17 protein-coding genes are annotated in these 22105 nt (G+C 51.2%); 6 read left to right on the top strand and 11 right to left on the bottom strand.

Annotated features, from left to right (window positions below; genetic code table 11):
• Positions 1-76 precede the first annotated feature (76 nt).
• Positions 77-340 (bottom strand): preprotein translocase subunit YajC, encoded by a 264-nt coding sequence (yajC, locus tag EL111_RS02450; RefSeq protein ID WP_123795547.1) that lies wholly within the window; start codon positions 338-340, stop codon positions 77-79.
• Between the two features lie 227 nt (positions 341-567).
• On the opposite strand from yajC, the gene EL111_RS02445 reads away from it, so the two are divergent.
• Positions 568-1611 carry a histone deacetylase family protein gene (locus EL111_RS02445; RefSeq protein WP_123795548.1) on the top strand — a complete coding sequence of 348 codons (1044 nt, stop codon included), beginning with the start codon at positions 568-570 and terminating at the stop codon, positions 1609-1611.
• A gap of 533 nt (positions 1612-2144) precedes the next feature.
• Complete coding sequence (locus EL111_RS02440) at positions 2145-3209, top strand: 2,3-butanediol dehydrogenase (protein WP_123795549.1); 1065 nt, start codon at positions 2145-2147, stop codon at positions 3207-3209.
• 99 nt (positions 3210-3308) lie between these two features.
• Here the strand turns inward: EL111_RS02440 and EL111_RS02435 are convergent, their stop codons facing one another.
• From EL111_RS02435 to EL111_RS02420, 4 genes are all read right to left on the bottom strand, one after another.
• On the bottom strand, positions 3309-3599 hold the full coding sequence (locus EL111_RS02435) for an SH3 domain-containing protein (protein ID WP_197717769.1): 291 nt from the start codon (positions 3597-3599) through the stop codon (positions 3309-3311).
• Between the two features lie 172 nt (positions 3600-3771).
• Entirely contained in the window at positions 3772-4176 is a 405-nt protein-coding gene (locus tag EL111_RS02430; RefSeq protein ID WP_123795551.1) for a hypothetical protein, read from the bottom strand.
• A gap of 48 nt (positions 4177-4224) precedes the next feature.
• Positions 4225-4623: a hypothetical protein gene (locus EL111_RS02425; RefSeq protein ID WP_123795552.1), complete on the bottom strand. Its 399-nt coding sequence runs from the start codon at positions 4621-4623 to the stop codon at positions 4225-4227.
• A 35-nt stretch (positions 4624-4658) separates the two neighbouring features.
• Positions 4659-5018 (bottom strand): hypothetical protein, encoded by a 360-nt coding sequence (locus EL111_RS02420; protein WP_123795553.1) that lies wholly within the window; start codon positions 5016-5018, stop codon positions 4659-4661.
• A gap of 138 nt (positions 5019-5156) precedes the next feature.
• Between EL111_RS02420 and EL111_RS02415 the strand changes: the two genes are divergently transcribed.
• Positions 5157-5561 (top strand): helix-turn-helix domain-containing protein, encoded by a 405-nt coding sequence (locus tag EL111_RS02415; protein WP_123795554.1) that lies wholly within the window; start codon positions 5157-5159, stop codon positions 5559-5561.
• 440 nt (positions 5562-6001) lie between these two features.
• On the opposite strand, the gene putA is transcribed toward EL111_RS02415, so the two are convergent.
• From putA to EL111_RS02395, 3 genes are all read right to left on the bottom strand, one after another.
• Entirely contained in the window at positions 6002-9610 is a 3609-nt protein-coding gene (putA, locus tag EL111_RS02405) for a bifunctional proline dehydrogenase/L-glutamate gamma-semialdehyde dehydrogenase PutA (protein ID WP_123795555.1), read from the bottom strand.
• Between the two features lie 371 nt (positions 9611-9981).
• Entirely contained in the window at positions 9982-10920 is a 939-nt protein-coding gene (gene lhpI / locus EL111_RS02400) for a bifunctional Delta(1)-pyrroline-2-carboxylate/Delta(1)-piperideine-2-carboxylate reductase (RefSeq protein WP_123795556.1), read from the bottom strand.
• Entirely contained in the window at positions 10917-12188 is a 1272-nt protein-coding gene (locus EL111_RS02395) for an NAD(P)/FAD-dependent oxidoreductase (protein ID WP_162842976.1), read from the bottom strand. Before EL111_RS02395 ends, lhpI begins: the two co-directional genes overlap by 4 nt.
• A gap of 102 nt (positions 12189-12290) precedes the next feature.
• On the opposite strand from EL111_RS02395, the gene EL111_RS02390 reads away from it, so the two are divergent.
• Entirely contained in the window at positions 12291-12899 is a 609-nt protein-coding gene (locus tag EL111_RS02390; RefSeq protein ID WP_123795558.1) for a helix-turn-helix domain-containing protein, read from the top strand.
• 264 nt (positions 12900-13163) lie between these two features.
• On the opposite strand, the gene brnQ is transcribed toward EL111_RS02390, so the two are convergent.
• The 3 genes from brnQ to putP form a co-directional block, all read right to left on the bottom strand.
• Positions 13164-14516 (bottom strand): branched-chain amino acid transport system II carrier protein, encoded by a 1353-nt coding sequence (gene brnQ, locus EL111_RS02385; protein ID WP_123795559.1) that lies wholly within the window; start codon positions 14514-14516, stop codon positions 13164-13166.
• A 358-nt stretch (positions 14517-14874) separates the two neighbouring features.
• Positions 14875-16161 carry an MFS transporter gene (locus EL111_RS02380; RefSeq protein WP_197717768.1) on the bottom strand — a complete coding sequence of 429 codons (1287 nt, stop codon included), beginning with the start codon at positions 16159-16161 and terminating at the stop codon, positions 14875-14877.
• A 476-nt stretch (positions 16162-16637) separates the two neighbouring features.
• Positions 16638-18152 (bottom strand): sodium/proline symporter PutP, encoded by a 1515-nt coding sequence (putP, locus tag EL111_RS02375; protein WP_123795560.1) that lies wholly within the window; start codon positions 18150-18152, stop codon positions 16638-16640.
• A 595-nt stretch (positions 18153-18747) separates the two neighbouring features.
• Here putP and EL111_RS02370 point away from each other — a divergent pair.
• Both EL111_RS02370 and EL111_RS02365 read left to right on the top strand, forming a co-directional pair.
• A complete protein-coding gene (locus EL111_RS02370; RefSeq protein WP_123795561.1) occupies positions 18748-19917 on the top strand; it encodes an efflux RND transporter periplasmic adaptor subunit in 1170 nt (389 codons plus the stop codon).
• A gap of 211 nt (positions 19918-20128) precedes the next feature.
• Positions 20129-22066 (top strand): MacB family efflux pump subunit, encoded by a 1938-nt coding sequence (locus EL111_RS02365; RefSeq protein WP_123795562.1) that lies wholly within the window; start codon positions 20129-20131, stop codon positions 22064-22066.
• Positions 22067-22105: the final 39 nt, after the last annotated feature.

Below are 22105 nucleotides of genomic sequence, written 5' to 3'. Positions count from 1 at the left end.
CGGCTTTTGCAAAAGTCCGCATTTGCAGACGGCGTTTTACAAGGAAAATATGCCGTCTGCAAATACAGCAATCAGATTATTCGACTTTGCTGGCAATCGAATTGCGTTCGACTTCCACTTCCACGCCGCGGCCGATTTCCACACCGAAAAACTGCTCGCCGACTTTCGTTACACGGCCTTTGAAACCTGCTGCCAAAACCACTTTATCGCCGACTTTCAATTCATTCAGCATGGCTTGGTGCGCTTTGAATTTCTTTTGCTGCGGGCGCATAATCAGGAAATAGAACACCACCATAATCAGGACTAAGGGGGCAAATTGTGCGATAACGCTTTGATCCATTTGTTATTCTCTCTAAAAATCGGTTATAACAGCAGCCGAAACCGTTTGGTTTTACAGCCAAATTAAGCTATTCTAAAGGTCGTCCGGAAAATTTCCAAGCATTTCCGTATTTATTAACCATATTTAGCAGTAAATTGCAGAGGCCGCCTGTCGGTTTCTCCGCATGATTCCGTGTTGTAAAACCGCATTTTGCAGACGGCCTTACACACATCAAACCGCCGCAAACCATGAAAAAACTCCTCCAAAGACTGCGTACCCGCCTGCGCCGCCTGTTCGGTAAAAATGCCCGCACCGTCTGGATTTCCCACCCCCTTTTCCACCGGCACAACCCCGGCAGCAACCACCCCGACCGCCCCGAGCGCATCGCTGCGATTGAAAGCGCCCTCAAAGCCGAAGGAATCTGGCAGCACCTGCAAACCGCCGAAGCCGAGGAAATCCGCGATGCACAGCTCGCCTTGGTACACCCGCGCCGCTATCTTGCCCATCTTGAAGCCAACCGTCCGCAGGAAGGCAAAATCTACCGTCTCGACGACGATACCGTGATGAACCACGAATCGCTGACTGCCGCACGTTTCGCTGCCGGTGCAGTCGTCCAAGCCGTCGATATGGTGATGAAGAAAAAAGCATGGCATGCTTTTTGCGCCGTCCGCCCGCCGGGTCATCACGCCCAAAGCAGCAAAGCAGGCGGATTCTGCCTGATTAACAATGCCGCCGTCGGCGTGATGCACGCCATCGCCGAATACCGTTTGCAGCGCGTTGCCGTCATCGACTTCGACGTCCATCACGGGGACGGCACAACCGAAATCTTTCAAAACGACCCCCGCGTTCTGTTGCTGGATATGTATGAAACCGACCTTTTCCCCTTCCCCGATTTCAGCAGCAAAACACGCAACCCCGATATGCTGCACACCCCCTTCCAAGCCGCTGCCGACAGCCAAACCTTCCGCCGCACCATACGCAACCGCTGGCTGCCCCGTCTGGCCGCTTTCCAACCGGAATTGGTCGTACTCTGCGCCGGGTTTGACGCACATCGTGAAGACGAAACCGGCCGTCTGCATCTGCACGAAGCCGATTACGCATGGCTTACCCACAAAATCGTTCAAACCGCAACCGCCTGCCCGGGGCGCATCGTTTCCGTACTGGAAGGCGGCTACACCCTCACATCGCTTGCCAAATCCGCAGCCGCCCATATCCGCGTACTGGCCGGACTGCCCGAGGCAGAAAGTGTACAGGCATACCGCCAACGTCTGAACGGCAGAAAAAAAACCTAATCAACCCAAGTTTTTCATTGGCAAAGGCCGTCTGCAAATTATAGTCGAATAAAATAAAAATGATACAAGGCAGCAAAGCCGCAGACAGTACGAATAGTACGGCAAGGCGAAGCAACGCTGTATCATTTTTATTTTAAATGACTATAGGATTTTGCAGACGGCCTTTTTCATTATCTAATGCTGTTCAAATACTTCCAAGCCGTCATCAAATATCCATGAAACAAGGCAACAAAGCCGCAAACCGTGCGGACAGTATCAATCAGCGGATTTACTGTTTCGGCAGCTCATTCAAGCCCATTCTTTGATCAAAATGCGTCAACGTCGCATTATTCCGTGTTAAATAACGATAATTTTCCTGACACCCTTTCTTCTGTCACAAAGCAAGAGTAGAATAAGCCCAAGAAATTTTAATTACATATTAATATAAAAAATAAAACAGTAAATTATTTAAAATCAATAAAAAATATACGCATATCATGAAAATATCAATTTATTATTATCAAATTATCAACCCGTAAACAAGGAGCAGCATCATGAAAGCAGCACGTTTTTACGATAAAGGCGACATCCGTATTGAAGACATTCCCGAACCGACCGTAGCCCCCGGTACTGTCGGCATCAATGTCGCTTGGTGCGGTATCTGCGGCACAGACTTGCATGAATTTATGGAAGGCCCGATTTTCATTCCGCCTTGCGGCCACCCCCACCCGATTTCCGGCGAATCCGCTCCTGTAACCATGGGTCATGAGTTTTCCGGTGTCGTGTATGCCATCGGCGAAGGCGTGGACGATATTCAAGTCGGTCAGCACGTTGTGGTCGAGCCATACATTATCCATGATGACGTACCGACGGGCGAAGGCAGCAACTACCATCTTTCCAAAGACATGAACTTCATCGGCTTGGGCGGCTGCGGTGGCGGTTTGGCAGAAAAAATCGCCGTCAAACGCCGCTGGGTACACCCGATTTCCGACAAAATCCCGCTTGACCAAGCCGCATTGATTGAGCCTTTGTCTGTCGGCCACCACGCTTATGTACGCAGCGGCGCGAAAGAAGGCGATGTTGCCTTAATCGGCGGTGCAGGCCCGATTGGTTTGCTGCTGGCTGCGGTATTGAAAGCCAAAGGCATCAAAGTCATCATTACCGAATTGAGCAAAGCGCGCAAAGACAAAGCCCGCGAAGCAGGTGTTGCCGATTATATTTTTGACCCGAGCGAAACCGATGTAGTCGCCGAAGTACGCAAAGTGACCAACGGCGAAGGGGTTGATGTGGCATTCGAATGCACCAGCGTGAATAAAGTGCTGGATACGCTGGTAGAAGCCTGCAAACCGACCGCCAAAGTGGTGATTGTGTCGATTTGGAGCAAACCTGCAACCATCAATGTCCACAGCGTGGTCATGAAAGAATTGGACGTGCGCGGCACCATCGCCTACTGCAACGACCACGCCGAAACCATCAAATTGGTGGAAGCCGGCAAAATCAACCTCGAACCATTCATCACCCAACGCATCAAGTTGGACGAACTGATTTCCGAAGGCTTCGAGCGTTTGATTCACAACAACGAATCAGCGGTAAAAATTATCGTCAATCCTAATTTGTAAAGTCGGCAAACCCTAAAAGGCCGTCTGCAAAATGCCAATTTGCAGACGGCCTTTTGTTCGCCGGATAACGGCTCTCCGGTGATTTACTAATGTATCCTTTTACCAAACATCATCAAAATTGCAAACGATGTAATCATCAAAAACATAGCCTATTTTCTTGTTATCAGGAGTAGCTATCTGAATCCATGCTTTACCTTTTCTGTCATAATAAGCTACGTGATCAATAAGAACCACAGGCGTGCCGTTTTTTAATTTTGCAATAACTTTTCCTGCCGGTTTCGCCCTAACATTCAAAGGAGTACCTGTCGGATCTGATACATAACAAACAGCGAAAGCAGATGTTGAAAATGTTAAAGACAAACAAAGCAAGAATATTTTGATTATTTTCATAAAAATACTCCACATAATCATGAAGGCTTGTTTATTAAGCAAATATCGAATGTAAAACCTTTTGCAAGACTTTAGTCTGACGTATTGGGATTACATTTTGCTTGTACGCATATAGAGGAAACTTTTTGTAACAATACCCTCAAAAGCCATATCATCGACCTATTTCCTAAAATCAATAACATTGCGCCAATTCGCGCTTCAAACCCGAAACATCGGATACTTTGCAGCTTCCGCCCTTACAGTTCACGGTATAGCTTCGGCGCACATTTTGACCGTATTGCTTGAACGACGCGCTGACTTTATTGCCGCCCGCCGATTTTACCGTTACCTTGGCACGGGTTTGCGGATCCTGATTGCCCCACATCGGATCTTCGCCGACACACAGCATATCCGAAGCATCGGCACGGCGGATTGCCTGCTTCAAACCGGAATCGGCATATTTGGCAACAACTTCGATACCTGCTCTGCCTTTTGCCGCTTCTCCATACATACGTTGAACCAAGTTGACTGCGGCTTCATTTGCCAAAGCGTTGCCGGCGATACCTGCGATACAGAGCGTAAAAATAAATTTTTTCATTTTGTTTTCCTTTATCAAACTCAGTAGATATATTGACAAATCAAACCCTTATTTGGAATTTTCAATATAATTAATTACTGCTATACCTCGTGCAAAAATAGCTTCGTTTGCTTTGTTTTTACTACCACCATCATAAAATACAGGCTCTCCCGCATCGATTAATCTGCTGCCCTTGACTGTATCGGATACAAATCCGCCTTTCCATAAACCGTAACCATTACCTTCCGCAGCCTCTTTTTTAATATTAAAACCATGGTAACGATAATTATTAGGAATATTTTTCCATTGCTTTGCTAGGGCAGCAAAAGCATTACAATAAATATCACCTCTACACTGCTGTATTTTAGGAGCTAATTTAGGATTGTTATAGTATTTAGTCATACTCGCAGGTGCAGCGTAAGATAATGAAGCCACTGAGAGCATTACAGACAAAATCAATTTTTTCATGTTTAAATCCTATTTAATCAAGTTAAATATCTTATTTACCATGCACATACTTGGAAGTCCGATCCGTTCCAGCACGCACGCTGCTTTTGAGAACGGACTGCCGTTCCCCAGCGGGAGTTATTACCAAATGTCGTCAGACCACTCACTTCTGCCACACCCGGTTTTACAATATAAACACTTACATCAGTGATTTCACCAAATAACGGTTTGCCTTCCTTTAGGGAGCGAACCGAAAACGAACCGCCGCGCTCAGATTGAAACTGACACTTTCCTTTATATGCGACCACACCATCAGAACTGATTTTACACATTGCTGTTTTTGAAGCTGCCATCGATGTCACGGGGAAAAGTGCCGTAATCAAAACTAAAACCAAAAATTTTCTTGTCTTATTCATAAAACCCCCCAATCATTTTCAATCAATGCTAAAATTCAAAACACACCTGTAAAAACAGGTTAATTCAAACTCATTATATATATTCCATTTTTTTACTAAAACATCTAAAAAGTGGAATCCCCTACCTGAAAAGTAGTCATGATGGAAACATACGAAATCATCCGCGCACTGCGTGAAGATCGCAACTGGTCACAAAAAGACATGGCTGAAAAGCTGCATATGTCGGTAAACGGCTATGCCAAAATCGAGCGTGGCGAAAACAGTGTGAATATGTTTCGCTTGGAGCAGATTGCGGAAGTTTTGGAAGTCGATATACACGAGCTTATTCCCATATCGGAAAACCATCCCATGTATTTCATCATCAAAGGCGACCGCAACATCAGCGGAAACGGCAACACTTTCTATCAAGGGCAACAAGAACTCGCTGTCGAAATCGACAAACTGAAACAAACGCTTACCCATAAAGAAGAAATCATCAGCCGCTTAGAAAGCGAACTGGCAACACTCAAAAAAGTTATGGGGCTGATGCAGCAGGATTCATAAACCGATCAATAAAAGCCGTCTGCAAATCAAATTTCAGACGGCTTTTTTACTCCCTTACTTCTCTAATCTGTTATCGCCATCAGGCTCGCGTTACTGCCATATGAAAATCACTATAGTCATTTAAAATAAGAATGATACAGCGTTGCTTTGCCTTGCCGTACTATGTGTACTGTCTGCGGCTTCGCTGCCTTGTCTCATTCTTATTTTATTCGACTATAAAAGGCCGTCTGCAAATTGGATTTTGCAGACGGCCTTTTCATCAATCCGACCTTATCGCATACGCCCGAAACTGCTTCAAAGCGAAGCAGCGGATACGGTGCGGAACGAACGTCCGATTACGCCGTTACCAACGCAACCGTTCCTTTCCGCTTGCGGTGCATGGGCGAACCGCACTGCTCCGCCGTATTCGGTTCGGGCTATCAACGAAGGATACAGCCTGCTCAGTCAGACATCGCCATCAAGCTGGCATTGCCGCCGGCTGCGGTAGTGTTGTTGCTGCACGAGACTTCCTCCATCACCTGCAAAATATCCAAGCCGTTTTCAGACGGCAGGATTTTAATCAGCGCACCGGGCGTATGTGCCAGAGCCTGTTTGCGTTCGGGGTCGAGCGGGTCGAGGGCGGCGACGTGGCTGATGTGTGCGGTTTCGGGCTGCGGATTGACTTGCAGCAGGCCGTATAAATCATTGGCGTAGGCGGCCAACGGATGATCCGGTTCGATGACGGCCTGAATGCCGGCTGCTGCCAGCGGTGCAAGGGCGGCAAAGGCACGGGGCAGGTCGCCGCCGTAAAGCCATACGCGCTGCGGCGCATGCCAGCTCAAGGTGTTGCGCTCGCCGGTCGGGCCGCACAATACGGTTTCCGCGCCGCGCAGGGTTCGCAGCCGTGCTTGTCCGAGTGCGGCTGCGGCGGCCATTTTTTCATTCTGCTCCAGCGGCAGGGTGTGCAGCAGGGTTTCGAGGCGTTTGAGCGCAGCTTCGTCTGCTTTGCCGATGGTGCTGACGGTCGGTGCAATCCATTCTTTCAGGTTGCTGAGTTTTTGCAGGTAAAACGGGCCGCCGGCTTTCGGGCCGATGCCTGAAAGTCCGTGTCCGCCGAAAGGCTGCACGCCGACGACTGCGCCGACGATGTTGCGGTTGATATAGACGTTGCCCGCTTCGATGCGCGATTTGATGTGCTCCACCGTGCTGCCGATGCGGCTGTGGATGCCGTGGGTGAGGGCGTAGCCTTTGGCGTTGATTTGGCCGATGAGGCTGTCGAGTCCATCGGCGCGGTAACGGACGATGTGCAGCACGGGGCCGAATACTTCGCGCTGCAATTCGTCGAGATTGTTCAATTCAAACAATACGGGGGCGACAAAAGTGCTGCGGGAGGTATCGATGCCGTCTGCAATTTTGATTTCGTGATAAGACTTGGCGGCACGTTTCATTTTTTCGATGTGGGCGAGCAGGTTTTGCTGCGCTTCGGTATCGATAACGGGGCCGACATCGGTGTTCAGACGGCGCGGGTTGCCTACGGTCAATTCGTTCATCGCGCCTTTTATCATGTCAATCATGTGATCGGCTACATCTTCCTGCACGCACAAAATCCGCAAGGCGGAGCAGCGTTGTCCGGCACTGTCGAAAGCGGAGTTGAGCACATCGGCGCAAACCTGCTCGGCCAGTGCGGTGGAGTCGACAATCATGGCGTTTTGGCCGCCGGTTTCGGCGATGAGTACGGGATTGTCTCCGCGTTTGGCCAGTGTTTGGTTAATCAGGCGCGCGACTTCGGTGGAACCGGTGAAAATCACGCCGTTGATGCGCGGATCGGCGGTCAGCGCCGCACCGACATCGCCCGCACCGAGTACGAGTTGCAATGCGTCGGCGGGAATGCCTGCCTGATGCATCAGCGATACGGCATAAGCGGCAATCAGGCCGGTTTGTTCGGCGGGTTTGGCGACCACGGTGTTGCCCGCCGCCAATGCCGCCACTACTTCGCCGGTAAAAATCGCCAACGGGAAGTTCCACGGGCTGATGGCGGCGACGGTGCCGATGCCTTGGGCGGTTTCCGGCAGGGTGTGTTCGGCTTCGTCGGCGTAGTAACGGCAGAAATCGACGGCTTCACGCACTTCGGCAATGGCGTTGTTGAGCGTTTTGCCTGCTTCGCGTACCGCCAGCATCATCAGCGCGGGCGTGTGTTGTTCCAATAAGTCGGCGAAACGGCGCAATGCGGCGGCGCGTTCGGCGGCAGGCGTGGCAGCCCATGCGGTTTGCGCGGCTACGGCGGCGGCTACGGCTTCGGCGGCAAGCTCCGCATCGGCGAAGCTGACCGTGCCGACAATATCGTTGTGGTCGGCGGGATTATGTACTGTTTGCGGCGCACCCGCTTCGCGCAACCGTCCGTTGATGATGGAGGCCGTCTGAAAACTTTGTTCCGCCACGCGGTTCATCTGTTCTTGCAGGTTTTGCAATACGTTTTCATTGCTCAAATCAACGCCCTGAGAATTCAGACGGCCTTTGCCGTATAACTCGCGCGGCAGCGGCAGCGAGGCATGCAGGTGGATGCCTTGTTCGGCGATGGTGTCGAAAGGACTGCGGATGAGTTCGTCGATGCTGATTTTTTCATCGACAATCTGGTTGACGAAAGAGGAGTTCGCGCCGTTTTCCAGCAGGCGGCGCACCAGATAGGCGAGCAGGGTTTCGTGCGTGCCCACCGGCGCGTAAATGCGGACGCGGCGGCCGAGGTTTTGCTCGCCGACCACTTGGTCATACAGCGTTTCGCCCATGCCGTGCAGACATTGGTGTTCGAAATCCTTGCCTTTGCCCATTTCGTAAATGGCGGCGAGGGTGTAGGCATTGTGGGTGGCGAATTGCGGAAATACCGCGTCTTGCGCGTCCAAAAGTTTGCGCGCGCAGGCAAGGTAGGAAATATCGGTGTGCACTTTTCGGGTATAGACGGGATAGCCGTTCAAACCGTCCACCTGCGCCCACTTGATTTCGCTGTCCCAATACGCGCCTTTTACCAAACGAATCATCAGTTTTTGGTTGTTGCGGCGCGCCAAGTCCACCAGATAGTCAATCACAAACGGGCAGCGTTTCTGATATGCCTGTACCACGAAACCGATGCCGTTGAAGCCTGCCAAATCGGGATCGGATACCAGAGCTTCCATCAAATCCAGCGAGAGTTCCAAACGGTTGGCCTCTTCGGCATCGATGTTCAGGCCGATGTTGTATTGCTTGGCCAGAAGATACAGCTCTTTCAGGCGCGGCAGCAGCTCGCCCATCACGCGGTCGTGTTGGGCGCGGGCATAACGCGGATGGATGGCAGAGAGTTTTACCGAAATACCGTTGCCGTCGTACACGCCTGCCCCGGCCGCATCTTTGCCGATGGCGTGGATGGCCGTTACATAATCCTGATAATAGCGGTCGGCATCCGCTTGGGTAAATGCCGCTTCGCCCAACATGTCAAACGAAAAACGGTAGCCCGATTTTTCACGCTCTTTGCCGTTTTGCAGGGCTTCTTCTATGGTTTGTCCGGTAACGAACTGCTTGCCCAGCATACGCATGGCGTAGTCCACGCCTTTACGGATTAAAGGTTCGCCGCCCCTGCCCAGCAGGCGGGTCAGTGCCGAACCGAGGCTTTGCTCGTTGGCGGGCGTAGTCAGTTTGCCGGTAATCAGCAGCCCCCATGCGGCGGCGTTGACAAACAGGCTCGGGCTGTTGTTCAGATGGCTTTTCCAGTTGCCGTCTGAAAGTTTGTCGGCAATCAGTTTGTTGCGTGTGGCATTGTCGGGAATACGCAGCAATGCCTCTGCCAGACACATCAACGCCACACCTTCTTCGCTGGAGAGTGAAAACTCGTGCATCAGCGCATCTACGCCGCTGGATTTGGAACGGCTCGCACGTACCTGCGTCACCAGACGGCGTGCCAGCACATCGGCATTCAGCCGTTCGTCCTCACTCATCTGCGCCTGTTGCAGCATATCCTGTACCGCTTCGGTTTCATCGCGGCGGTAGGCATCGGTAACGGCTTGGCGTAACGGCGTTTGTGAAGGGAATGCGAAATCAAACATGATGTGCCTTTCGTGACGGTTAAGACAATGTAAGCAAATTATCGGCTACGGTAAATTACAACCGTAATTCTAGACGGTTTAAGCAGCAGTGAACAACTGCTTATATCAAAAAATTGTGTTTTCAGCGTTTCGGATAAAGGATTGGGATATGCCGGTACGGCACAGGCAGAAAGCAGGGAATAAGGGAGTAGAGTAAAGTACACAAACAGCATACCCGCTTTGTCTGCATAATTTTCCGCATAACCCCAACTCACAGTTATGTCTGTTGCTGAAGTATGCCGTCTGCAAAAATGTCCGATGTCTTGTTTCCAATACCTTATAAAAAGCGTATTTTACAGACGGCATATTTCGGCCAAATACGGTCGGAAAACCTAGTCCTTGCCGTTCTGATACACCAGCACCGCCGCCGCCAAATCCTCTGCGGCCGATCCGACCGCCTTGTAAACCGTGATTTCTTCGTCGGACATCCGTCCGGCATGGCGGCCGCGACACAGGTCTTCCAAATCCGCCCTGACTTGTTCTCGGGTAAAGACCCCCGCCGCCATCGGCGACAGCAAATCGCCCGATTTGTCCAATGCTTCTTCCGTATCGACGAATACCGAAGTATCTGCAAACAGTGCATCATCCGACTCACGCATCTCCGGCTTGAAACTGCCGATTAAGTCGATGTGCGTACCCGGCTTGACCCATTCGCGCAAAACCAGCGGCACGGTGGAAAGTGTGGCGCAACTCACAATATCGCTTGCACCCACCGCACGCGGCAAATCTGTAACCGCTTCCGCCGCAAAACCTTGTCCGCGCAGCTGCTCCGCCAACTTTTGTGCGCCGTTTTCATTGATGTTCCATATGTACACCCGACGGATGTTCCGTACGGCCGCATAAGCCGCCGCAAGTTCTGCCGCCACATTACCCGACCCGCAAATCAGCAGCGTTTCCGCATCCTTGCGTGCCAGATAACGCGCCGCCAGCGCGGAAGCGGCCGCTGTACGGCGGCAGGTAATCTGGTTGCCGTCGATGACTGCCAGCGGCATACCGTTGGCGGCATCAAACAGCGTATAAGTAGAAAACAGCCCCGACAATCCGTGTTTTTTGCCGTTTTCGGGATAAATGGTGACGTGTTTGATACCCAAAAACTTATCTTTCTGCCAAGCAGGCATAATCAGCAGCGTAGAGGCCGCATCGCTGCTGTCCACCGCATGAATGTGGCGGCGCGGTACTTCGCAGCCTTCGTTGAATATGTGAAACACCGCTTCAATCAGTGCGGGATAAGGCAGACGGCTGCCGGTTGTTTCGTAATCGAAAAATTTCATTTTATTTCCTTATTTGTTGGCAAAACGGGAGGGAGCGTAGGGTGCAACATCAACTTCGGGCAGATGCCTGCCACCAAATCTGCAATAATTTTGCCGGTCAGAGGCCCCAAGGTCAGTCCGATATGACCGTGACCGAAAGCCAAAAAAGTATTTTCAGCACGGTTGGCACGGCCGATAACCGGAATGGAATCCGGTACAGACGGCCGAAATCCCAGCCATTCGGCGCGTATTTTTCCCAAAGGATGGCGGTGGATACGTTGGAACTCGTTGCGCTTTGCCGCCAGCTTTCTGAAATCGGGTGCTTTGTGCAGGCCGGCAAACTCCACGCTGCTGGTAATCCGCAGCCTGCCGCCGCCCGGCGACATGACCACTGAATGTTCGCCCCAAAACAAAGGATTGCTGACGGTATGTTCTGCCGCAACGTCGATTTCGATGTGGTAGCCGCGTTCGGTATCCAGAGGTACGGGTGTTCCGGTATCGGCACTCAGCTTTTTCGACCATGCTCCTGCCGCGATAACAAAAGCGTCTGCCTCATAGCGTTCTGTTTGGCTGAGCGCGGCAGTAACCAGATGGTCTTTACACGTTAATCCGACGATTTCCGCCTGTACAAACTGCCCGCCCTGTCGTAAAAACAAACTGCCCAATGCTTTAACATATCCGCCGGGGTTGACGATTTGCAGCGTGTCGGGATGGTTGACGGCATGTTTGAATACGGGGGTAAGGTTGGGTTGTGCGGCTTGAATGGCGGCTGCATCCATATAATCACAGCGCACACCGAAACGCTCCATACGGTCGAAGTCGGCACGGGCGGCGCGGTAAGTATCATCGCGTTCAAAAAGTTTCAGCCAGCCGCTGCGGGTAATGCTGTTGCAGCACCCTGCCTGTTCCGCCAATTCGTAATGCGCTGCTGCGGCTTTTTCCAGCAGCGCGCTCAGGCTGGCGGCGGCATATTCCACTTGGCGCGGTGTCCCCGCTCTCAAAAAACGGTAAAACCAGCCTGTCATTTTCGGCGCGTAAGCCCAATCCATCTGCAAGGGGCTGTTCCTATCCAGCAGCAACTTGGGCAGAGCTTTTGCCATTTCGGGCGTACTCAGCGGCACGCACTCTCCGGTAACTACCAGCCCCGCATTGCCGTGCGAAGCACCTCCCGCCACTCCGCGAGGATCGATAACCGTTACCCGGTATCCTTGTTTCTGCAAATGCAGCGCACAGCTGATACCGACAATACCTGCACCGATAACGATGACTGTGGATTGAGTATCCGACATATTATTAATCCTCCTTACGCCCGCTCTTTCCCTTATCGGAAAAAATAACGGCGGATATGTTAAAATTTCGACAGAATAGTTTTTTGAAACAGGAATGCGACTATGCCGTTTACGCAACCCCATACTTTACCGGCAGACAGCGGCAGTTTTTTATCCCTCAAACTGCACCGCCTGCGCAAACAGAGCGGGCAGACTTTGCAGCAGCTCAGTGAAAAAAGCGGTATTTCCGTTTCTGCGTTGTCCAAAATCGAAAAAGGCCAACTGTCGCCTACTTATGAGAAAATCGCCGCACTTGCCCGCGGCTTGGATATTCATGTTGCCGAGCTGTTTTACGAAGAGCAACATTCTGCCCCCAACGGCAGACTTGCCGTTACCCGCGCCGGAGAAGCTCCGCTCCACCGTACTGCCCAGTATGATTACCGCCCATTGTGCGGCGAACTGACAAACAAGCAGTTTGTCCCGCTGCTGACAACGGTAAAAGCCCGCAGTATCAAGGAATTTCCTGCCAAGCTCCAGCATGAGGGAGAGGAGTTTGTCTATGTCTTAGAAGGTGAAATCACCATCCATACCGATTTCTACCAGCCTGTTACGCTTTATGCGGGCGACTGCTGCTACTTCGACAGCGGTATGGGGCATGCCTGCGTTGCAGGAGGGAGTGATGCGCTGATTCTTTGGATTTGCTCCCACCCCACCGTCAATAAGGACGGCTGATGCTTCTGCACGGCCTTCAAAAATCCGGTTGAATCAGCCGTCTCCGTTCCTGCCATACTGTTTGTGATTTTCTAAATAAATCATCATCTTATGGTTAAAAAGAATGAAAGAATCCGCTTTTTCCGCCGCTTTTTGCAGACGGCATAATAGTTTTCCGTCAAATCAATTTAGTTTGAGATGAAGCAGCAAACCACAAACAGCCCGAGTACGGGCAAAGTGCAGCAATACTGTACCGGGTCAAATTGAAAAGACCACACCCTACTGTCAGGAAATAGGTTCGTTTTCAAATATTCTGCCGCTTAAACGGAATATTTTTTCCGCTGCGTATCCGAGTACGCCGCCAAGCAAAGCTACCGTTATCCAACCCATACCGTTACCGTAAAACGGCAGGAATTGAGTCATTACAGTATCCAAACCCTGCGGCAACAGCCCCGCTTCTTTCAGGCCGTCTGCAAATCCCATCACAGCAGCTCCGCCCACAGCTCCTACATATACCGAACGATAGCCGATGTAACGGTTCAGCAGAGCCAGCGCAATCAGCGTAATCGAAACCGGATAAAGGAAATATAAAAAGGGAGCGGAAAACTTCAAAATCGAAGTCAGGCCGAAATTGGTGATGAAAAAGCTGATGATGCCGAATACCGCCACCCAACCTTTATAGGACAAAGCAGTAAACTTACGGCTGAAATACTCGGCCACCGCACTCAAACAGCCGATGGCAGTTGTTAAGCCTGTTAAAAAAAACACCACCGCCAAAATCCACACGCCGGCACGTCCCAGCAGAAGCCCGACGATACCGGTCAAAGCCTGCCCTCCGTTGGCAGACAGCCCCAAAACCGAAACGCTGGTTGCCCCCATCCATGCCAAAGAAACCTGAACCGCCGCCAGTGCAAGCATACTGAATATGCCGCAACGGATAAATACATTGTTCAGCTCGCTGCTGCCGATGCCTGTTCGACGGGTAGCATCAAGAAAAATTTTGCCGAATACAAATGCTGCCAAAACATCCATCGTAAAATAGCCTTGGGTAAACCCTTTGCCGAACGCATTGGCGGCATAATCTCCGGAAGGCATGCCGACCGCACCGAGCGGCTTGACCAGCGACACAGCCAAAATCACCAACAGCAGTCCGATAAAGCAAGGTGTAATGATTTCTCCGACACGCCGCACCATTTTCCCGATGTCGGCAGTCAGATATACCGTCAGCGCGAAGAATACAAAAGAAAACACCAGCAGCGTTCCATCGAACACTCCTTCCGGCACCACACCGGCAAACGGCAGTACCGCCACTTCATAAACCACCGCACCGGTACGCGGAATCACATAAGCAGGTCCGAGTACCAAAAACAATGCGACACAATAAAAAAACGCAAATGTCGGATGCACGCGGTTCACCAGCTTTTCCACCGCACCGCCGCTGCGCGCCAGTGCAATGATGGCCAGCAGCACCAGACCGACTCCGGTAATCAAAAAACCGGATACCGCCTCAAACAAATGACTGCCTGCCGCCTGTCCGAGCACAGGTGCAAAAATAATATTGCCTGCACCGAGAAACATTGCAAACAAGAAAAAAGAAAGCGTGAAAAACTGCCTTGCAGTAAACGTGTGCCGAACCATATTTTCTCCTCGAAACAACCGCTACCCGGGCTGAAAAGTCTCTTTTGGCCGGTGCGGATATATTTTTAATATTTTTTTATTTTATACGAAAAAATATTTTAGTAAAGGAAAAATATATTCATATCAGAATATGAAAAATACAGTCATTTACAGACGGCGGTCATGAAAATGCCGTCTGCAAAATCGCTGTTCAGACGGCATCAGGATATTTATAAGGATAGCCCGACTTGTCCGTAAAATATGGCAGGCTATTCTTTTATAAATCTTATCGGTATATGAATTAATGGTTCGGACTGTGAAAGGCAAGTCAAATAGTTGCCGGTTTTGTTTCCGGAGTGTCAACTTCCCTCCGCAGGCATTACTCGTCATCCAAACCTTTGCCCGAATATTCGCGCACCGCCCAAACCGCCGACAGTGAAACGATACCCGTAAATACGATATAGGCGGCAATCGGTACATAAGAATCAAACTCCCGCAGCAGGAAAGTCGCCACCAAAGGTGCAGTACCTCCCGCCAATGCCGCACCAATCTGATAACCCAGAGAAATACCGGTATAACGCACATTACTCTTAAAAATTTCTGAAAACATCGTCCCCAATACTGCCGTAGTCGGAGCCCAAATCACGCCCAAACCGACAACAGTTGCCAGCATCAACATCGGAAAGGTTTGCGCTTCCAGCAACCAAAAGTAAGGGAATGCATAGGCAATCATCAGCAATGTGCCGCCGACATACACCGTTTTGCGGCCGATTTTATCGGACAACGCGCCCATAACGGGAATCAGTAAAGTTGTTACCACTGTCGCAACCGTTACGGCGTTCAATACCTCTGTACGGTCAAATGCCAGTTTGCCGGTCGCATAAAATACGATAAATGTGGACATAATATAAAACGGTGCGGTTTCCGCAAATTTTGCCCCGACGGCAACCAACACTTCTTTTTTATGGTTTTTTAAAGTTTCCAACAAAGGAACGGCAACCACTTTCCCTTCTGCCTGATTTTTCTTGAAAGACGGTGTTTCATCAATTCCTTTCCTTATCCACAGCCCCAAAAACACCAATACCGCACTTAAAACAAACGGTACGCGCCAGCCCCAAGACAGGAAATCTTCGTCAGGCAGCAAACTCATTACCGTCAATGCCAATGTTGCCAACAACATACCGATGGTTACACCCATCTGCGGGACGCTGCCGAAAAATCCCCGCCGCTCGGGAGGGGCATATTCGACCGCCAACAACATTGCTCCGCCCCATTCTCCGCCGATTCCCAAGCCCTGAACCAGCCGCAAAGTAACCATCAAAATCGGAGCAGCCACGCCGATTGCCTGATAGGTAGGCAGCAGTCCCATCAGTACCGTTGCACCGCCCATTAGCGATAATGTTAAAACCAGCGTTTGCTTGCGTCCGATTTTGTCGCCGATATGACTGAAAATAATACCGCCGAAAGGGCGTATGAAAAACGACAGTGCAAACGATGCAAATGCCAACATCGTTCCCACCGCAGGATCTTCTGCCGGAAAAAACAGCTGATTGAACACTAATGCCGCCACCGTGCCGTACAGGAAATAATCAAACCACTCTATCGAGCTTCCGATTAAACTTGCCCACAACACGCGGCCGGTTATTTTTGTATCTGCTTTCATCATTTTCTCCTTTGATGATGTCATCAAAACCTTACCTGCTTATTGTAAAAATTATTCTATACGATAAATTTTTATATGAAAATATAAAATATACAGAGCAATATGCGGAAACAAAGTTTCTGCTTTCAGGCTTCCTGCCGATAGGCTCATTCGGCCCAAATATAAAGAAAACCTAACCACCGCTTCGGCTATTTAACCAAATCCCTTTGAGCAAAGCATCACAAACGCCGTATCAACCGTTATTGAATAACTATTCCCGTCCGCGCAATCAAAGCAGCATCCGCAACTACTCATGCGGATTTCAGATAACCAATCCACCCAATCCGATAAGACCAAAAAAGGCCGTCTGCAAAATCGGACAAGAAATATCTTATCCGATTTGCAGACGGCCTTTTTATAGTCGAATAACACAGAATGAAATAAGGCAGCAAAGCCGTGTCATTCTTATCTTAAATGACTATGCTGTATGTTTCCGGATTTTACTTCGCCGCCTGATAATCCGCATCGGCCTTTTCGAATTTTTCGATGACCGCCGCATCAGGTTTGCCTGCCAGCGATACCAGCCATACGGTCAGCGCACAGGCGATGAAGCCGGGAACGATTTCGTACATGGTCGCCATGCCTGCCGCTTTGAGCGCAGGGTTTGCCCACTCCGCCCAAGCGACGCAGACAACCGCGCCGGAAATCATGCCCCACAGTGCGCCGTTGGCGGTCATGCGTTTCCACAGTACCGACAAAATCACCACCGGACCGAAGGCCGCGCCAAAGCCTGCCCAAGCGTAAGATACCAGGCCCAAGACTTTGCTGTCGGGGTTTGCGGCAATCAGAATGGCGATGACGGCAACAGCCAGCACCATAATGCGGCCTACCCATACCAATTCTTTCTGCTCGGCATCCGGACGCAGAAAGCCTTTGTAGAAGTCTTCGGTAATCGCGCTGGAGCATACGAGCAGCTGGCACGAAAGGGTGGACATCACCGCCGCCAGAATCGCACTCAGGATAATGCCGGCAATCCACGGGTTAAACAGAATGGTTGCCAAGGCGATGAAGATGCGTTCGCCGTTGCCTTCCATAACCGCTGCCTGTTCGGGGTGCGCGCCGAAATAGGCAATACCGAAATAACCGACGGCAACCGCGCCGCCCAAGCACAAAATCATCCAAGACATACCGATACGGCGTGCGCTTTTCAGCGACTGTACGTTTTCGGCAGCCATAAAGCGTGCCAGAATGTGCGGCTGGCCGAAATAGCCCAAGCCCCATGCGGCAGTGGAAATGATGCCCAACAGGGTCGTACCGGCAAACAAACTGCCGTACTCTTTGCCGGTTGTCACGGCAACACCCTGAATGGCTGCGCTCATCTCGTCCGCACCGCCCAATGCCAGATAAACGAATACGGGAGTCAGCAGCAGCGCGAAAATCATCAGCGTCGCCTGTACGGTATCCGTCCAGCTTACCGCCAAGAAACCGCCGATAAAGGTGTAGGCAATGGTTGCGCCCGCACCCAGCCACATGGCTTGGGTGTAAGTCATGCCTTCAAACAGGCTCTGGAACAGACGCGCCCCCGCCACTACGCCGGAAGCGCAGTAAATCGTGAAGAAAAACAGAATGATGATGGCAGAAATCACCTTCATTGCCTGCCCTTTGGCACCGAAGCGGTGGTAGAAATAATCCGGCAGGGTCAGGGCGTTGTTGGCGTATTCGGTGTGTACGCGCAAACGTCCGGCCACAATCAGCCAGTTGAGCCACGCACCGATGACCAACCCGATGGCAATCCAAGATTCGCTCAAACCGACGGCGAAAACCGCACCGGGCAGACCCATCAGCAGCCAGCCCGACATATCCGACGCACCCGCCGACATCGCGGTAACAAACGGGCCCAAGCTGCGGCCGCCGAGAATATAGTCGTCGAAATTGCGTGTGGAAAAATAAGCGGCCAAACCGATTACCAATACGGAAATCAGGTAAAGGCCAAACGTGATATACATGGGATTCATGTACGGCTCCTCACTAAAAATACCTGAACCGAAACACGCAGGCCGTCTGCAAAATGCAGCAACACCCCCGCCCGTTTCCGTTTCTTCTTCTGATAGGAAACAACGCAAGCATCTGTCGGCGCAGCAGACTTTCAAGCTGATAACTTTTAATTTTCAATCAGATAGAAAAGTCCGCCGCAAACAGCCGCCGCGTATCGGAACCAGCATACCGCAATTTCCAATTTCTGCAAAGTATTGTGAATTTATTAGAGGTATTTGCATAAGAATATTTACATAAGCAAGCCACGCAACCAATATTCCAAGCTCCCCTGCCCTGCTCGACCCAATGCCGTCTGCAAATGTCCCTTTTCTCCTGTTCTGTCTCAAGCAGATACGCCGGCCCGTCCTTCGCTACAGCAAGCAGGAAAAATATGTAAGCAAAGTGCAATATTCAGGAAAAACATCAGACTAAAATTTTTTAAAATCAATATATTAAAAGCAAATCACCTGAGCATACGGCTTGGAGCAAAGCGGCTGTTACAGTAAAATCAGCATCATTTCTTGATTTTATTTGAAGCAGTCGGCAAAACACTTGCCGATATAAATGGAAATAACGATGCACAAAGCCACCAAATGGATGATTACTGCGGCAGCAGCAGGCGCGATAGCCTTTGCAGCTTGGTCGTATTTCAACCCCAAAGAAGAAATCAACTATCTGACCGAGCCGGTCGGCCGCATGGACATCCGCCAAACGGTAACAGCAACGGGCGAGATTTCCGCCGACAAGCTGGTTAATGTCGGTGCGGAAGCAAGCGGTCAGATTAAGAAACTGTATGTCAAAATCGGGCAGCAGGTTCAGGCGGGCGACATGATTGCTGAAATCGATTCGCGCACCCAAACCAATACGCTGAACACCAAACGCGCCGAGCTGGATACTTACCAAGCCAAACTCGTTTCCGCGCAAATCGCGCTTAAGTCGGCGCAAACGCAATACAGGCGCGAAAAAGCGTTGTGGAAAGAAGACGCCACTTCCAAAGAAAGTCTGGAAAACGCCGAAAACTCGCTGGCCTCTGCCAAGGCGGCGGTGGAGGAAATCAGGTCTTCCATCAGGCAAACCCAAATTGCCATCAATACTGCCGAAAAAGAATTGGGCGACACCAAAATTGTCGCGCCTTCCGACGGTACGGTGGTGTCTATTCCGGTTGAAGAAGGCCAGACGGTGAATGCCGCGCAAACTACGCCCACCATTGTCCAGCTTGCCGATTTGAGCGTGATGCTGAACAAGATGCAGATTGCCGAAGGCGACATCAGCAAGGTTAAGGCGGGTATGCCGGTTTCGTTTACCGTATTGTCCGAGCCGGACAATGTGCGTACCGATGAGCTGGATTCGGTCGATCCGGGACTAACCACCATGTCGCAGGGCAGTTACAGTGCTTCTACCGACACCACCTCCACAGCGATTTACTATTACGCGCGTTCCACTGTTCCGAATGCAGACGGCTCTCTGCATATCGGCATGACCACAGAAAACACCATTACCGTCAAAGAATCGAAAAACGTCTTGAGCGTGCCGACTCTTGCCGTCAAACAACAAAACGGCAAACGCTTCGTGCGTGTGTTAAACGAAAACCGCGAGCCGGTTGAAAAAGAAATCACCGTCGGCTTGAGCGACGGCACGAATACCGAAGTAACGGGCGGTTTGAACGAGGGCGAACACGTCATCGTTTCCGAAGCCGATCCTTCGCAACCTCCGGCCAACATGAGGGGGCCGAGACCGCGTATGTAAGCGGCGAACCGCAGCCATGCCGTCTGCAAAACACCTCCCCCTGATTTGCAGACGGCATTATCTGTATCGGTTTATGCAAAAGTGCAAAAAATGCCCCGTTTGCCGCCTTATGCCTGAAACCCGCCCGGCAAAACGTATTTTCCCAACAAAAGGCCGTCTGCAAACAGACGGCAGCAATACCCCGCCAACCCGAATGGACACCGGCACTGTTATGAGCTTAATCGAATGTAAAAACATCAACCGCTATTTCGGCAGCGGCGAAAACCGCGTCCACGTTTTAAAAGACGTGAGCCTGTCGGTAGAAAAAGGCGATTTTGTCGCCATTATCGGCCAGTCGGGTTCGGGCAAATCAACCCTGATGAATATCTTGGGCTGTCTCGATACCGCCACCGACGGCTCCTACAAAATCGACGGCACCGAAACCTCGAAGATGGAGGCGGACGAGCTGGCCGCCTTGAGGCGCAAGCGTTTCGGCTTTATTTTCCAACGCTACAACCTGTTAAGCTCGTTGAGTGCGCGCGACAACGTCGCCCTGCCGGCCGTGTATATGGGCATGGATCAGAAAGAGCGTAACGAGCGTGCGGAAAAACTGCTGCGCGATTTAGGTTTGGAAGGCAAAGAGGGCAATAAGCCGAGCGAGCTTTCAGGCGGCCAGCAGCAGCGCGTGTCGATCGCACGCGCACTGATGAACGGCGGCGAAATCATTTTTGCCGACGAACCGACCGGCGCACTCGACACCGCCAGCGGTCAGAACGTGATGGAGATTCTGCACAATCTGCACGCGCAAGGGCACACCATCATCATGGTAACGCACGATCCGGGCATTGCAGCCAACGCCAACCGCGTGATTGAAATCCGCGACGGCGAAATCATCGCCGATACCAGCAAAAACAGCCAAATTCCGCCGAGCCGTGTGAAAGCCGTGGAAGAAAAAACCTCATGGACTTTTTACAAAGACCAGTTTATGGAATCGTTCCGCATGTCGGTACAGGCGATTTTGGCGCACAAAATGCGCTCGCTGCTGACCATGCTCGGCATCATCATCGGCATTACCTCGGTGGTATCGGTGGTGGCTTTGGGCAACGGTTCGCAGAAAAAAATTCTGGAAGACATCAGCTCAATCGGCACCAACACCATCAGCATTTATCCGGGCAGCGGCTTCGGCGACCGGCGCAGCGGCCGCGTGCGCACGCTTACCGTTGCCGATTCCGATGCGATTGCCAAACAGTCTTATGTTGCCAGTGTCACGCCGATGACCTCGCAAAATGCCACGCTGACCTACCGCAACATCGATGCTTCCGCACAGCTTTACGGCGCGGGCGAGCAATATTTCGACGTGCGCGGCATCAAGTTGGCGCAGGGGCGTTTTTTTGATGAAAACGATGTCAAAAACAGCAATTCCGTAGTGGTAATTGACGACAACACCAAAAACAAACTGTTTGCAGACGGCACCAACCCTTTGGGCAAAACCGTATTGTTCAACAAACGCCCGCTGCAAATCATCGGTGTCTCCAAGAAAGACGACAGCCCGTTCGGCGGGGGAGACAACTTGGGAATGTGGTCGCCCTACACCACCGTCATCAACAAAATCAGCGGCCAGCGTTTTATTAGTTCGATTACCGTCAAAGTCAAAGACGATGTCAGCTCCGCCGCCGCCGAAAACGGCTTGACCGCGCTGCTGACCGCACGCCACGGCAAAAAAGACTTTTTCACGCAAAACAGCGACAGCATCAAGAAGACCATCGAATCCACCACCGGTACCATGAAGCTCCTGATTTCCTCTATCGCCCTGATTTCACTGGTGGTCGGCGGTATCGGTGTGATGAACATCATGCTGGTATCGGTCACCGAGCGTACCAAAGAAATCGGCATACGCATGGCAATCGGCGCACGGCAGGGCAATCTTTTGCAGCAGTTTCTGATTGAAGCCGTGATGATTTGCCTGATTGGCGGCCTGACCGGCGTATTGCTGTCGGCGGCCATCGGCGTGGTATTCAACCATTTTGTCACCGATTTTCCGATGGCGTTTTCCACCTTCTCCATCATCGCCGCAGTATTGAGTTCCAGCGTTATCGGCGTGATGTTCGGCTTCATGCCCGCACGCCGCGCGTCAAAGTTGAACCCGATAGACGCATTGGCGCAGGATTAACGCCGAAACGCCGCAGCAAACCGACAAACCCGTTTGTTT

This window comes from Neisseria animalis, from assembly GCF_900636515.1.
Classification (GTDB): Bacteria; Pseudomonadota; Gammaproteobacteria; order Burkholderiales; family Neisseriaceae; genus Neisseria; species Neisseria animalis.
This window is presented reverse-complemented; position numbering and strand designations above follow the sequence as displayed.